Below are 13726 nucleotides of genomic sequence, written 5' to 3'. Positions count from 1 at the left end.
GCCTGGGGCTTTTGTATGGAGCGGGTGACGAGAATCGAACTCGCGCTCTGAGCTTGGGAAGCTCATGTTCTACCATTAAACTACACCCGCGTGAGCCGCCGACTGATCGGCTGAGCATCGTCGCACACTCTACCCCATGGCAGGCCCCCGGTGTACGGACCGAGGGGGCGCGCGGCGTGCGCCGAGGGTGTACGCGGTTGCCGTGGACGGGAGTTGGGGGCGTAGCGTAGGCGGTCGGAGTGCCTGCTGGAGTGGCGTCCTGTTCATCCCCTAATGTGGCGTTCTCGTCCACGGTTTGTTGGGGAAGGGACTTGATGGACTCCATGGAGCGCACCGTCGTCCGCTGTGCCGAAGGGCACGTTTTCACTACCGCCTCGTTCCCGATGCAGCAGCTCGGGAGCGGCCGGATCGGTCCCGGGCGGCTCATCCGCTGCCCGCGCTGTGCCCGGTTGCGGCAGGCCGTTCCCGTGGTGTTCGAGGAGCGGTAGCGGCGTCATCAGACGGTCGTGAGCAGAACGCGCGGGGCGGTCCAATTGGGGCGGGACCGCGCGTTCTGCGTATCCTCGGGGCGTGCTTCTCTCAGACAAGGACATCCGGGCAGAGATCGACGCCGGCCGGGTCCGCATTGATCCGTACGAACCGTCGATGGTGCAGCCGTCGAGCATCGACGTGCGGCTCGACCGCTACTTCCGGGTGTTCGAGAACCACCGTTACCCGCATATCGACCCGGCCGTCGAGCAGGCGGACCTGACCCGCACGGTCGAACCGGACGGGGACGAGGCGTTCATCCTTCACCCCGGTGAGTTCGTTCTCGCCTCGACGTACGAGGTCATCTCGCTGCCCGACGATCTTGCGTCGCGGCTGGAGGGCAAGAGCTCGCTCGGGCGGCTCGGGCTTGTGACGCATTCGACCGCCGGCTTCATCGACCCCGGGTTCTCCGGGCATGTGACGCTGGAGCTGTCGAATCTCGCGACGCTGCCGATAAAGCTGTGGCCGGGAATGAAGATCGGCCAGCTGTGCATGTTCCGGCTGAGCTCGCCTTCGGAGTTTCCGTACGGTTCCGAGCGGTACGGGTCGCGTTACCAGGGGCAGCGCGGGCCGACGGCTTCGCGTTCGTTCATCAATTTCCACCGGACCGAGGTGTGACGCCCGACCATGGCTGACGTGCGGGAGAATCTGACGTACGACGGGTTCGGGCGCGCGGTACGCGAACTCGCGCAGACCGTGGCCGACGACGGCTACCAGCCGGATGTCGTGCTGAGCATCGCGCGCGGCGGGGTCTTCGTGGCCGGCGGGCTGGCGTACGCGCTGGACTGCAAGAACATTCATCTGGTGAATGTCGAGTTCTACACCGGGGTGGGCACCACCCTGGAAATGCCGGTCATGCTGGCGCCCGTGCCGAACGTCATCGATTTCTCGGACAAGAAGGTCCTGATCGCCGACGACGTCGCGGACACCGGGAAGACGCTGAAGCTGGTGCGCGATTTCTGCATCGGGCACGTCGCCGAGGTGCGCAGCGCGGTCATTTACGAGAAGCCCCACTCGCTCGTGAAGTGCGAGTACGTGTGGAAGAAGACCGATCGCTGGATCAACTTCCCGTGGAGCGTGGAGAAGCCTGTCGTACGGCGCAGCGGGCAGGTCCTCGACGCCTGACGCCGCTCGGCGGCCTGAGCAGATGAAGGGACCCCTGACGCAACGGCGTCAGGGGTCCCTTCATGGGTGCGGGTGGGGCGTCAGATCGTGCCCAACTTGATGATCGACAGGAGCGCGATCAGCTGGATCGCGGATGCGCCCAGCGCCTTCGGCCACGGCAGGTCGTGCGACTTGCTCACCATCGAGGTGAACAGTGCGGCGGACGCCAGCCAGGTCATCCAGCCGACTATCTGGACCAGGGAGTTCTCACCGCCGAGGAAGAGCGCGAAGACCAGGCGGGGGGCGTCCGTGACCGACATGATCAGCATGGAGAGGCCCACGGTCGGCTGCCAGGCGCCGTCGCCGCCGAGCTGGCGGGCAAGGGTGTGGGTGACCGCGCCGAGGACCAGGCCGCCGAGGACGAAGCCGATGCCCGTGATGATGACGTACGGGACGGCGGTGGAGATCGTTGCGTGGATGGCGTCGTCGCGGGCCTGGTCGAAGCCGAAGAGCGCCAGCAGGCCGTAGAGGAACGTGACGGTGAGCGCCGTTCCCCAGACGGGGTAGTCGCGCATCTGCCAGAACGTCGGGCCCGGACGCATCACCAGGCCGCTCAGCAGCTGCTTCCAGTGCAGGCGGGGGCCTGCGGGCTGGGCGGGGGCGTGGCCGGCGCGGTAGGTGTTGCCGTCGCCGTACCGTTCCTCGTCGATGCTGAACGCCTGCGTGTGACCCGGGTTGTCCGCGTACGGGTCACCCTGGTGGGGCTGATGGTACGGGTCGGCGAAGTATTCGGGTTCGCCGTGTGCGCCGCCGTAGCCCTGTTGGCTGCCGGGGTGCCCGGCTCCGTACGGGGCGCCGTTTCCGCTCGCCGGCGGCCATGCCTGCCGGCCGTACGACGGCGGCGGCGGTGCCTGCGTGCCGTACGGCTGCTGCCGCGGTTGCTGTTGCGCTTGCTGCGGGGTGCGGTTGTCCCGGCCGCGTCCGATCCTGAATCCAGCCACGTAATCGAACGTACCTGGTCCGCGTGTGTGCGGTGGGAGAGCCGGGGGAACCGGGGCGGCTTTGCGGCCGAGCTGTGACATCCCCTAGGGGATGCCGGGGGCTGTCGACAGGTGTGCGGCGGATACACGGAACCCGGGCCTGAGACGGGCGAAACAGGCCCGGGTTCTGCGGCAGGTGTCAGCCCCGTCACGTTGAAGGGGGTGTGGGCCTGCCACGGTGCGGCAGGTGTCAGCCCGCCATGTTGCCGCCCAGCAGCGGGGTGCCCGTCGCGGAGACCTTCACGGCGGTGAGACCGTAGCCCTTGCCGGTCGGGACCAGCTTCGTGCCGTCGGAGTTGAAGGTCACGACGTATCCGTCGGCGCTGTTCTCCTGAGGGGAGCCGACCGTCAGGTCGGCCTTGCCGTCGCCATTGGTGTCGGTGAGGTAGACCTCGGCGCCGAAGCCGTCGCCCTTCTCGTTGCCACCGGGAACCCCGGGGGTGTCCTGGGCGAAGGACTGGGCTCCGGCGGTGGCGAAACCGCTCGGGGAGCCGTAGATCACACTGACCATGCCGGCGTCGGCGACGCCGTTCAGGTCCTCCCCGGGCGAGCCGACGGCCAGATCGTCCATGCCGTCGCCGTTGATGTCGCCGAGGGAGATCTCGTAGCCGAAGACGTCGTCGCTCTCGCCGGTGCCGGGGACACCGGGGGAGTCCTGGTTGATCGAGTCCTGGCCGCCGGTCGGGCCGCTTGCTGTGCCGTAGACGACCGTGACGACGCCGCCCTTGTGCGAGCCGGGGACGTCGGTGTCCCACTGGGCGCCGATGACGATGTCGCCGTAGCCGTCCCCATTGACGTCACCGATGTCGGAGATGATGCCCGCAGGGAGCTTCCGGGTACCGGACGTCGTCACACCGGACGCACTGCCGGGCAGGTAGAAGTTGGCGTTCCAGCCCTCGGTGCTGTCGCTCTCGTAACCGTCGACCAGCAGGTCGGTGCGGCCGTCGTGGTTGACGTCGCCCGCGGTGAGGTTGAAGAGGTCGAACCCGGGGACCTTCTGGACCTGGGTGGTGACCTTGTAATGACCGCCGGTGGAGCCGGTCTTGGTGAAACCGCCACGGTAGATGTCGACGAAGTTCTGGTCCGCCGAGATGGCGAGGTCGGTCTTGCCGTCACCGTTGTAGTCACCGGCGGTCACAATGCCGCCGAACCTGTCGTGGCTGCCGGCCGACGGGTCCTTGACGTTGGTGCCACCGGACAGGCCGCTGCTCGCACCCCACAGGATGGTGACGGAGCCACCGTCCACGTCGGAGCCGACGTCCTCGCCGGAGGAGCCGGCGGCGATGTCCGTGTAACCGTCGCCGTTGAAGTCGCCGGCGGTGATCATCGAGCCGAAGTAGTCGTTCTTCTCGGCCGCGCCGGGTACGCCGGTGCTGTCCTGGCTGACCGTCTGGATCTTGGACGCGCCGGCACCGGACGCGGAGCCGTACAGGATGGAGACGGAGCCTGCGCCGGTCTTGCCGTTCACCGCGGCGCCCGAGGCCGTGACCGCGACGTCACGGTAGCCGTCGCCGTTGAAGTCGCCCTGGATCCCGCTGGGGGCGGCGGAGGCGGTGCCCGTGGCGGCTACCAGCAGGCCGCCGGTGAGGGCGGCCGCCGCGGCGGTGGCGAGTGCGGTGCGGAGCTGTCTGTGCATGGATGTCTCTCCGGTGTTGTCGGTATGCATGAGGAAGGCGCGCGAACGGGGTCCGCTGACGTGCGGGCGCCCGGGCCTGCGGTAACGCGGACGAGATGTACGAGTGGGTGGACGACGCCTACTGGAGGAAGCCCGGCACGAGCGAGCTCCGGGCGCCGTCGGAGTGTTCGGCGGCGGCCGTGGCGGCGCGGATTGTGCTGTGCATGCGGTTCTTCTTCTCCTGCTGCATGCGGGGATGCGCGAAGGCATCCGGAGCCTGGTGTCGGCGCCGAAGTCCTGGTGCCCGTTCCGCGGCAACTGCGCCTGGGGCTGAGGGCGTCCGGCGAGAAGGAGACCACTGGTCCGCACAGATGGTTGTACGGGGCACGTGGGAAATGTGAGGCCGGTGTGACGCGACGGTGAACAGTGCTGCGCCGGAGGCGACCAGCGGCCGGCCGGGGGACGTCGGCGGGCTGCCGCGGGCGCGTCGACGGGCACATCAGCCGTACGCGACCTGCCCATCGGGGAACCGGCGTCAGCCCCGGAGAACTCGACGCCTGCCCGGAGGGAATGAAAGAAGCGGCCGGTCCTGCCCCCGAGGCAGGTCCGACCGCTTCCGTACTGCTGAGACCGACTACTTCACCGGCTCGGGCTCAGGCGTGTCCGCCTGCTCCGGCTCGCCCGCCGGGTCCGCCGGGGTCTTCACCGAGTCCAGCAGCAGCTGCGAGACGTCGACCACCTGGATCGACTCCTTCGCCTTGCCGTCGTTCTTCTTGCCGTTGACCGAGTCGGTCAGCATGACGAGGCAGAACGGGCAGGCGGTGGAGACGATGTCCGGGTTGAGGGAGAGGGCTTCGTCGACACGCTCGTTGTTGATCCGCTTGCCGATCCGCTCCTCCATCCACATCCGGGCACCACCGGCGCCGCAGCAGAAGCCGCGCTCCTTGTGGCGGTGCATCTCCTCGTTCCGCAGACCCGGCACCTTCGCGATGATCTCGCGCGGGGGCGTGTAGATCTTGTTGTGACGGCCCAGGTAGCAGGGGTCGTGGTACGTGATCAGACCCTCGACCGGGGTCACCGGGATCAGCTTGCCCTCGTCCACCAGGTGCTGGAGCAGCTGCGTGTGGTGGATGACCTCGTACTCGCCGCCGAGCTGCGGGTACTCGTTCGCAATGGTGTTGAAGCAGTGCGGGCAGGTCGCGACGATCTTCTTGGACGACTTGGGCTTCTTGGTCGTCTCGTCCACGCCCCCGTCCTCGTCGAGGGACTCGCCGAACGCCATGTTCAGCATCGCGACGTTCTCCTGGCCGAGCTGCTGGAACAGCGGCTCGTTGCCCAGGCGGCGGGCCGAGTCACCGGTGCACTTCTCGTCGCCGCCCATGATCGCGAACTTCACGCCCGCGATGTGCAGCAGCTCGGCGAAGGCCTTGGTGGTCTTCTTGGCCCGGTCTTCCAGCGCGCCCGCGCAGCCGACCCAGTAGAGGTAGTCGATCTCCGACAGGTCCTCGACGTCCTTGCCGACGATCGGGACCTCGAAGTCGACCTCCTTCGTCCACTCGACGCGCTGCTTCTTGGCGAGCCCCCAGGGGTTGCCCTTCTTCTCCAGGTTCTTGAGCATCGTGCCCGCCTCGGACGGGAACGCGGACTCGATCATCACCTGGTAGCGGCGCATGTCGACGATGTGGTCGATGTGCTCGATGTCGACCGGGCACTGCTCCACGCAGGCGCCGCAGGTGGTGCAGGACCACAGCACGTCCGGGTCGATGACGCCGTTCTCCTCGGCGGTGCCGATGAGGGGGCGCTCGGCCTCCGCGAGGGCGGCCGCGGGAACGTCCTTCAGCTGCTCCTCGGACGCCTTCTCGTTGCCCTCCATGTCCTTGCCGCCACCGGCGAGCAGGTACGGGGCCTTGGCGTGCGCGTGGTCGCGCAGCGACATGATCAGGAGCTTCGGGGAGAGCGGCTTACCCGTGTTCCAGGCCGGGCACTGCGACTGGCAGCGGCCGCACTCGGTGCACGTGGAGAAGTCGAGGATGCCCTTCCAGGAGAACTGCTCGACCTGGGAGACACCGAAGACGTCGTCCTCGCCCGGGTCCTCGAAGTCGATCTCCTTGCCGCCGCTCGACATCGGCTGCAGTGCGCCGAGCGCGACCGCGCCGTCCGCGTTCCGCTTGAACCAGATGTTCGGGAAGGCGAGGAAGCGGTGCCAGGCGACACCCATGTTGGTGTTGAGGCCGACGGTGATCGCCCAGGCCATGGTGACGCCGAGCTTGATCATGGCGGTGAGGTAGACGAGGTTCTGGAGCGTGCCCAGGTCCAGCCCCTTGAAGGCCGCGACCAGCGGGTACGAGGCGAAGTACGCGGCCTCGTAGCCGTCCACGTGGTGCAGCGCGCCCTCCAGGCCGCGCAGCGTCATGATCGCCAGACCGATGACGAGGATGACGGCCTCGACGAAGTACGCCTGCCCCATCTTGGAGCCGGCGAAGCGTGACTTGCGGCCGGCCCGCGAGGGCAGGTTCAGCTGGCGGATCGCGATGAGGACGAGGATGCCCACGGTCGTCGCGAGCGCGATGAACTCCGTGTAGATCTCGTACGGAAGCCAGCCGCCGAGGATCGGCAGGACCCAGTCGGCCTTGAAGAGCTGACCGTACGCGGTGACGATCGTCAGTCCGAGCGTCAGGAAGCCGACGGCGACGAACCAGTGGGCGACGCCCACGATTCCCCAGCGGTTCATGCGCGTATGGCCGACGAACTCCTTGGCCAGGGTGAGCGTGCGCTGCTTCGGGCTGTCGGTGCGGCTGCCTGCCGGGACCGGCTGGCCGAGCTTGACGAACCGGTAGATCTGCGCGACGGCTCGGGCGATGAGCGCAACGCCGACCACGGTCAGCACCAGCGACACGATGATCGCGGCGAGTTGCATTTGGGGGCTCCTCGGGCCTGCGAGGGTGGGATCCTGCGCTTACTAAGCAGTAACTTAATCAGTCTGTGCTGACACTATCCACTTATTCCGCCGCGCTGTAGCCGCGCAGCCGGTGATCTGTGTCGCTCAGGTGTGCCTTGCCGCGGTGGGTGAGGCCGCGGACCGTGGCGCGCAGCGGAACGCGTACAGCCTCCGCCAGGATCGCCAGGTCGAGTCCGAGCCAGTGGTGCTCGGCGTAGTGCTGGTCGAGCAGGGCGGGTTCGTCCCAGGGCATTCCGGAGCGGGAGCGGATCTGGGCGAGCCCGGTCAGCCCGGGTCTCAGCTCCTGCCGCCAGTGCCGCGCGCCGGCCCCACCGGCCCGCTCGTCGTCCGGAGCGAGAGGTTCCGGCCCGACCAGCGAGAGTTCGCCCCGTACGACGTGGGGCAGCCGGGAGAGCAGGTCCAGCCGCAGTCGGCGCGTACGCAGTGAGCGCAGTACGAAGGGGCGTCCGGCCAGCCCGATCCGGGTGGAGCGGGTCAGTACGCCACCGGCGGGCCGCTGTGCGGCGAGCGCGAGGGCTCCGGCGGCGAGCAGGGGGGCGGCCAGGGTCAGCAGGGCCGAGCCGAGGACGAGATCCAGGACGCGCTTGGCCGTCATGGGCGGGCGCGTTCCGGTCCACGGCTGTTTCTGCATGCGCATCTGCATCCTTCGCACCTGCCCGGGCCGGGCGGATCGAGTGTCGGTTTTGTACATCTCACGCCATTTTGTGACAGAACGATCCCACGGGACGATGATGGCTGCGGGGCGCCTGGGCCACTGAGTGGCAGGTGTCGCCGTCGATCACCGTGCATCCGTCCGTGATCACCCCGTATGTGAAGGCGCAATCGCGGACAAAGCGCAGGTGGCGTGGGGTGTGTGCACGATAGTTGAGTCGACTCGACTCAGGTCCGTTGACAGTGGGGCGGGTGTCGTGCATCCTTGAGTCAGATCCACTCAAGTAGTCAGTTGGAGGAATTGAAATGGCACGTGCGGTCGGCATCGACCTGGGCACGACTAACTCCGTCGTGAGCGTTCTCGAAGGCGGCGAGCCCACCGTCATCACCAACGCCGAAGGCGCCAGGACCACGCCGTCCGTCGTCGCCTTCGCGAAGAACGGCGAGGTCCTGGTGGGCGAGGTCGCCAAGCGCCAGGCGGTGACCAACGTCGACAGGACCATCCGGTCGGTCAAGCGCCACATGGGCACCGACTGGAAGATCGACCTCGACGGCAAGAGCTTCAACCCGCAGCAGATGAGCGCCTTCATCCTGCAGAAGCTGAAGCGCGACGCCGAGGCGTACCTGGGCGAGAAGGTCACCGACGCGGTGATCACCGTCCCGGCGTACTTCAACGACTCCGAGCGTCAGGCGACGAAGGAGGCCGGTGAGATCGCGGGCCTGAACGTCCTGCGCATCGTCAACGAGCCGACGGCCGCCGCGCTGGCGTACGGGCTCGACAAGGACGACCAGACGATCCTCGTCTTCGACCTCGGTGGCGGCACCTTCGACGTGTCGCTCCTGGAGATCGGTGACGGCGTCGTCGAGGTGAAGGCCACCAACGGTGACAACCACCTCGGTGGTGACGACTGGGACCAGCGTGTCGTCGACTACCTGGTGAAGCAGTTCGCCAACGGTCACGGCGTGGACCTGTCCAAGGACAAGATGGCTCTCCAGCGTCTGCGCGAAGCCGCGGAGAAGGCGAAGATCGAGCTGTCCTCCTCGACGGAGACCTCGATCAACCTGCCGTACATCACGGCGTCCGCCGAGGGCCCGCTGCACCTGGACGAGAAGCTCACGCGCGCCCAGTTCCAGCAGCTCACCGCGGACCTCCTGGAGCGCTGCAAGAACCCGTTCCACAACGTCATCAAGGACGCGGGCATCCAGCTCTCCGAGATCGACCACGTCGTTCTCGTCGGTGGCTCGACCCGTATGCCGGCCGTCGCCGAGCTCGTCAAGGAGCTGACCGGTGGCCAGGAGGCCAACAAGGGTGTGAACCCGGACGAGGTCGTCGCCATCGGCGCCTCGCTCCAGGCCGGTGTCCTCAAGGGCGAGGTCAAGGACGTCCTGCTCCTCGACGTCACCCCGCTGTCCCTCGGTATCGAGACCAAGGGCGGCATCATGACGAAGCTCATCGAGCGCAACACGACGATCCCGACCAAGCGGTCCGAGATCTTCACGACGGCCGAGGACAACCAGCCGTCCGTGCAGATCCAGGTCTACCAGGGCGAGCGCGAGATCGCGGCGTACAACAAGAAGCTCGGTATGTTCGAGCTGACCGGTCTGCCGCCGGCCCCGCGCGGTGTCCCGCAGATCGAGGTCGCGTTCGACATCGACGCCAACGGCATCATGCACGTCGCCGCCAAGGACCTCGGCACCGGCAAGGAGCAGAAGATGACCGTCACCGGCGGCTCCTCGCTGCCGAAGGACGAGGTCAACCGGATGCGTGAGGAGGCCGAGCAGTACGCGGAGGAGGACCACCGCCGCCGTGAGGCCGCCGAGTCCCGCAACCAGGGCGAGCAGCTCGTCTACCAGACGGAGAAGTTCCTCAAGGACAACGAGGACAAGGTCCCCGGTGACGTGAAGACGGAGGTGGAGGCCGCGCTCACCGAGCTGAAGGAGAAGCTCAAGGGCGAGGACACCGCCGAGATCCGTACCGCCACCGAGAAGGTCGCGGCCGTCTCCCAGAAGCTGGGCCAGGCGATGTACGCCAACGCCCAGGCCGAGGGCGGCCCGCAGGCCGACGGTCAGCCCGGTGCCGAGCAGGCCCGTGCCGACGACGACGTCGTCGACGCCGAGATCGTGGACGACGAGAAGGACACCAAGGGCGGTGCGGTGTGACCGAGGAGACTCCGGGCTTCGAGGAGAAGCCCGACGTTCCCTCAGGCGCCACCCCTGACGACGCCGCACCGAAGGCCGCCCCCTCCTCCGAGGAGGGGGCGGCCCCGGCCGGGGACGTGAACCAGACCGCCGGTCTGACGGCACAGCTGGACCAGGCACGCAGTGCGCTCGCCGAGCGCACCGGCGACCTCCAGCGCCTCCAGGCCGAGTACCAGAACTACCGCCGCCGCGTCGAGCGGGACCGGGTCACGGTCAAGGAGATCGCTGTCGCGGGTCTCCTGTCCGAGCTCCTGCCCGTGCTCGACGACGTCGGCCGCGCCAGGGAGCACGGCGAGCTCGTGGGCGGGTTCAAGTCGGTCGCCGAGTCGTTGGAGACGACCGTCGCCAAGCTCGGCCTCCAGCAGTTCGGCAAGGAGGGCGAGCCCTTCGACCCGACGATCCACGAGGCCCTGATGCACTCGTACGCGCCGGACGTCACCGAGACGACCTGCGTGGCGATCCTGCAGCCGGGGTATCGCATCGGCGAGCGCACCATCCGCCCCGCGCGGGTGGCGGTCGCCGAGCCCCAGCCGGGCGCGGCTCCCGCGGCGGCGAAGGAAGACAGGACAGACGACGAGGAGAGCGGTGGCACCGAGGAGGTCTGACATCTCGTCCGACCACCGCGGGGCCCACCGCCCGGCCCGGCGACCGGCCATCCGGCCGGCCGCCCGGCCGATCGTCCGGAAGGAGGGACGTCGATGAGCACGAAGGACTTCGTCGAGAAGGACTACTACAAGGTCCTCGGCGTCCCCAAGGACGCCACCGAAGCCGAGATCAAGAAGTCGTACCGGAAGCTCGCCCGCGAGTACCACCCGGACGCGAACAAGGGCGACAACAAGGCGGAGGAGCGCTTCAAGGAGATCTCCGAGGCCAACGACATCCTCGGCGACGCCAAGAAGCGCAAGGAGTACGACGAGGCACGCGCGCTCTTCGGCAACGGCGGCTTCCGGGCCGGTCCCGGCGGGGCCGGGGGCAACTTCAACTTCGACCTGGGCGACCTCTTCGGAGGCGCCCAGGGCGGCGGCCCCGGCGGTCCCGGCGGCTTCGGCGGCGGCGGTGGCGGTCTGGGAGACGTCTTCGGCGGCCTGTTCAACCGCGGCGGCGGTGCGGGCACCCGTGTGCAGCCGCGCCGCGGCCAGGACATCGAGTCCGAGGTGACGCTCAGCTTCACCGAGGCGGTCGACGGGGCCACGGTCCCGCTGCGGATGTCCAGCCAGGCGCCCTGCAAGGCGTGTTCGGGCACCGGCGACAAGAACGGCACCCCGAGGGTCTGCCCGACCTGTGTCGGCACCGGACAGGTGTCGCGCGGCAGCGGCGGCGGCTTCTCGCTCACCGATCCCTGCGTGGAGTGCAAGGGCCGGGGCCTCATCGCCCAGGACCCCTGTGACGTCTGCAAGGGCAGCGGGCGGGCGCGTTCCTCACGCACCATGCAGGTCAGGATCCCGGCAGGGGTCTCCGACAACCAGCGGATCCGACTGCGCGGCAAGGGCGCCCCGGGCGAGCGCGGCGGACCGGCCGGCGACCTGTACGTCGTCGTCCATGTCGACGCGCACCCGGTCTTCGGCCGCAAGGGCGACAACCTCACCGTCACCGTGCCCGTCACCTTCACGGAGGCGGCACTCGGCGGCGAGGTGAAGGTCCCCACGCTCGGCGGACCGCCGGTCACCCTGAAACTTCCGGCCGGCACCCCCAACGGGCGTACGATGCGCGCCCGCGGCAAGGGCGCCGTGCGCAAGGACGGCACCCGGGGCGATCTCCTGGTCACCGTCGAGGTGGCGGTCCCCAAGGACCTCACCGCCGACGCCCAGGACGCACTGGAGGCCTACCGGAAGGCGACCGCGGGGGAGGACCCGCGGGCGGAGCTGTTCCAGGCAGCGAAGGGAGCTTGAGGTGGACGGCCGACGACGCAATCCGTACGAACTGACCGAAGAATCGCCGGTGTACGTGATCTCGATCGCGGCCCAGCTCTCGGGCCTGCATCCGCAGACACTGCGCCAGTACGACCGGCTCGGCCTGGTCTCCCCGGACCGCACGGCCGGCCGTGGCAGGCGCTACTCGGCCCGTGACATCGAGCTGCTGCGCACCGTGCAGCAGCTGTCACAGGACGAGGGCATCAACCTGGCCGGCATCAAGCGCATCATCGAACTGGAGAATCAGGTGGCCGCGCTCCAGCAGCGGATCGCCGAACTCTCCGCGGCGGTGGACGGCGCGGCGGCAGCGATGCAGCAGCGCGAGGCGCAGGTCCATGCCTCGTACCGGCGTGATCTGGTGCCGTATCAGGATGTGCAGCAGACCAGCGCGTTGGTGGTCTGGCGGCCGAAGAGGCCGAAGGAATAGGCGCGTCGGGCGCCCTGTGCGTGGACGACCGAGGCCTGTCACCCGGAAACGGGTGATGGGCCTCAGCCGTTGCTGCGGGGCACGGGGCCGTCCGGCTCGACGAGGCCCGACTGGATGATGAGCGCGCCCAGGTGGGTCCGGCTGGAGGCGTTGAGTGTCTGCATGAGCTTGGCGATATGGGACCGGCAGGTGCGGACACTGATGCCGAGTTTGCGGGCGACGGTGTCGTCGACGTGACCCTCGACGAGGAGGCGGGCGATGCTGAGTTGTACGGGGGTGGCGGGGGTGCCGGGGGCCGATGTGGGCAGTTGCTGGGTCAGCGGGGTGGCCTGCGCCCACAGGACCTCGTAGATCTGGATCAGGAAGCGGATCAGGGCGGGGTGGCGGATCTCCAGGGCTGCGTCACGCTCGGGAGTGGCGGGGATGAAAGCCACCGTGCGGTCGAATATGAGGAGCCGTTCGACGGTCTGTTCAATGGTTCGCACCTGCACACAATCAGGTGGAAGCTGATCCAGATAGTGCGTGAGCCCCGGGCTGTAGCGAGCGGGGTGCTGGTAGATGTGCCGGAGATGCGCGCCTCGCGCAACGGCGGCGAGTCCGTTGGCCAGACCCGCCTCTATTTGGTACGGCCGCCGGACACCGCCGGGTTGCACCGTGAGGACCTCTTCCTCGGCGGCGTAGGAGGCATCGTGCAGAGCCGCATGGATCAGCGGTGTTCCCTCGAGCACAGTGATGGCGTGATGGGGGTCCTCGCTGGCGACCGCTGCCAGGGGGGCCAGCGAATCCGCAAGGTTCGCGGTGAGCCGTATCCGTTCGTGGATCTCGCGGGTGACGGGCTGCAGCAGGTGTGCCAGGGCCGCGGACGGTGGCACAGGGCGCATCCACGTGCCGTCCCGGGGGTCAGGGTGGACCAGTGCCATGTCGATGAGGCACGGGGCGACTGCGAGGTCGGCGCGGGCGATCCCGCCCTTGCGGAGCGCCTCGGTGTAGAGCCGGATTGCGGCATCGCACAGCTCCAGTTCGCCGTGCGAATGCCCGGGTTGCTCCTCGTCTCTGCTCATTCGGGATCCCCTACATTTGTGCAGTGCAGCAAGATGACGGTGGTGGAAGCGTAGTCACCAGGGGAGTGTTGTTCCTGCCGGGTGGTGAACTCCCCCTGAGGTGGGGGTCGGGGGGGGGGGGGGCCCCCCCGGCCCCCCCCCCCCGGGCCGCGCCCGACGGCCCCGGGGGCCGGGCCCCCCCCCCGGGGGCCCCCCCCCCGGCCGGCCCCCCCCCGGGGCCCCCCCCCCCCCC

11 protein-coding genes and 1 tRNA gene are annotated in these 13726 nt (G+C 68.6%); 6 read left to right on the top strand and 6 right to left on the bottom strand.

All coding sequences use genetic code 11. From position 1 onward, the window contains the following. Nucleotides 1-16: 16 nt before the first annotated feature. Nucleotides 17-90, bottom strand: a tRNA-Gly gene (locus ACFVXE_RS34715). 480 nt (nucleotides 91-570) lie between these two features. On the opposite strand from ACFVXE_RS34715, the gene dcd reads away from it, so the two are divergent. Both dcd and ACFVXE_RS34705 read left to right on the top strand, forming a co-directional pair. Continuing rightward, nucleotides 571-1146: a dCTP deaminase gene (dcd, locus tag ACFVXE_RS34710; RefSeq protein ID WP_389677263.1), complete on the top strand. Its 576-nt coding sequence runs from the start codon at nucleotides 571-573 to the stop codon at nucleotides 1144-1146. Between the two features lie 9 nt (nucleotides 1147-1155). Further along, nucleotides 1156-1653: a phosphoribosyltransferase gene (locus tag ACFVXE_RS34705; RefSeq protein WP_389677262.1), complete on the top strand. Its 498-nt coding sequence runs from the start codon at nucleotides 1156-1158 to the stop codon at nucleotides 1651-1653. A gap of 80 nt (nucleotides 1654-1733) precedes the next feature. On the opposite strand, the gene ACFVXE_RS34700 is transcribed toward ACFVXE_RS34705, so the two are convergent. From ACFVXE_RS34700 to ACFVXE_RS34685, 4 genes are all read right to left on the bottom strand, one after another. Next, nucleotides 1734-2633 (bottom strand): Yip1 family protein, encoded by a 900-nt coding sequence (locus ACFVXE_RS34700; RefSeq protein WP_389677260.1) that lies wholly within the window; start codon nucleotides 2631-2633, stop codon nucleotides 1734-1736. 229 nt (nucleotides 2634-2862) lie between these two features. Further along, complete coding sequence (locus tag ACFVXE_RS34695; RefSeq protein ID WP_389677258.1) at nucleotides 2863-4308, bottom strand: FG-GAP-like repeat-containing protein; 1446 nt, start codon at nucleotides 4306-4308, stop codon at nucleotides 2863-2865. Between the two features lie 613 nt (nucleotides 4309-4921). Then, nucleotides 4922-7204, bottom strand: coding sequence for a (Fe-S)-binding protein (locus ACFVXE_RS34690; protein ID WP_389677256.1), 2283 nt, complete (start codon nucleotides 7202-7204; stop codon nucleotides 4922-4924). A gap of 82 nt (nucleotides 7205-7286) precedes the next feature. Further along, complete coding sequence (locus tag ACFVXE_RS34685) at nucleotides 7287-7883, bottom strand: sugar transferase (protein ID WP_389677254.1); 597 nt, start codon at nucleotides 7881-7883, stop codon at nucleotides 7287-7289. 320 nt (nucleotides 7884-8203) lie between these two features. Between ACFVXE_RS34685 and dnaK the strand changes: the two genes are divergently transcribed. The 4 genes from dnaK (at nucleotide 8204) to ACFVXE_RS34665 (ending at nucleotide 12433) form a co-directional block, all read left to right on the top strand. Continuing rightward, a complete protein-coding gene (gene dnaK, locus ACFVXE_RS34680) occupies nucleotides 8204-10057 on the top strand; it encodes a molecular chaperone DnaK (RefSeq protein WP_389677253.1) in 1854 nt (617 codons plus the stop codon). Next, nucleotides 10054-10701, top strand: a complete 648-nt coding sequence (grpE, locus tag ACFVXE_RS34675) for a nucleotide exchange factor GrpE (protein WP_389677251.1) — start codon at nucleotides 10054-10056, stop codon at nucleotides 10699-10701. Before dnaK ends, grpE begins: the two co-directional genes overlap by 4 nt. Nucleotides 10702-10794: 93 nt before the next feature. Next, nucleotides 10795-11985, top strand: a complete 1191-nt coding sequence (gene dnaJ / locus ACFVXE_RS34670) for a molecular chaperone DnaJ (RefSeq protein WP_389677249.1) — start codon at nucleotides 10795-10797, stop codon at nucleotides 11983-11985. A 1-nt stretch (nucleotide 11986) separates the two neighbouring features. Then, nucleotides 11987-12433, top strand: a complete 447-nt coding sequence (locus tag ACFVXE_RS34665) for a heat shock protein transcriptional repressor HspR (RefSeq protein WP_389677247.1) — start codon at nucleotides 11987-11989, stop codon at nucleotides 12431-12433. A gap of 62 nt (nucleotides 12434-12495) precedes the next feature. Here the strand turns inward: ACFVXE_RS34665 and ACFVXE_RS34660 are convergent, their stop codons facing one another. Beyond that, the gene (locus ACFVXE_RS34660; protein ID WP_389677246.1) at nucleotides 12496-13494 is read right to left on the bottom strand and encodes a LuxR C-terminal-related transcriptional regulator; all 999 of its coding nucleotides are present in this window, start codon (nucleotides 13492-13494) and stop codon (nucleotides 12496-12498) included. Between the last annotated feature and the right edge of the window lie 232 nt (nucleotides 13495-13726).

It is taken from the genome of Streptomyces sp. NPDC058231 (genome assembly GCF_042882275.1).
In the GTDB taxonomy this organism is placed as follows: domain Bacteria; phylum Actinomycetota; class Actinomycetes; order Streptomycetales; family Streptomycetaceae; genus Streptomyces.
Note: the sequence above shows the minus strand (reverse complement) of the source record. Positions and strands in the feature narration are given on the sequence as shown.

What these genes read in the sequence shown, in the direction of transcription:
- ACFVXE_RS34695 (WP_389677258.1), bottom strand. Translation starts at nt 4,308, where the DNA reads ATGCACAGACAGCTCCGCACCGCACTCGCCACCGCCGCGGCGGCCGCC.
- dnaK (WP_389677253.1), top strand. Translation starts at nt 8,204, where the DNA reads ATGGCACGTGCGGTCGGCATCGACCTGGGCACGACTAACTCCGTCGTG.
- ACFVXE_RS34685 (WP_389677254.1), bottom strand. Translation starts at nt 7,883, where the DNA reads ATGCGCATGCAGAAACAGCCGTGGACCGGAACGCGCCCGCCCATGACG.
- dnaJ (WP_389677249.1), top strand. Translation starts at nt 10,795, where the DNA reads ATGAGCACGAAGGACTTCGTCGAGAAGGACTACTACAAGGTCCTCGGC.
- ACFVXE_RS34690 (WP_389677256.1), bottom strand. Translation starts at nt 7,204, where the DNA reads ATGCAACTCGCCGCGATCATCGTGTCGCTGGTGCTGACCGTGGTCGGC.
- ACFVXE_RS34660 (WP_389677246.1), bottom strand. Translation starts at nt 13,494, where the DNA reads ATGAGCAGAGACGAGGAGCAACCCGGGCATTCGCACGGCGAACTGGAG.
- ACFVXE_RS34705 (WP_389677262.1), top strand. Translation starts at nt 1,156, where the DNA reads ATGGCTGACGTGCGGGAGAATCTGACGTACGACGGGTTCGGGCGCGCG.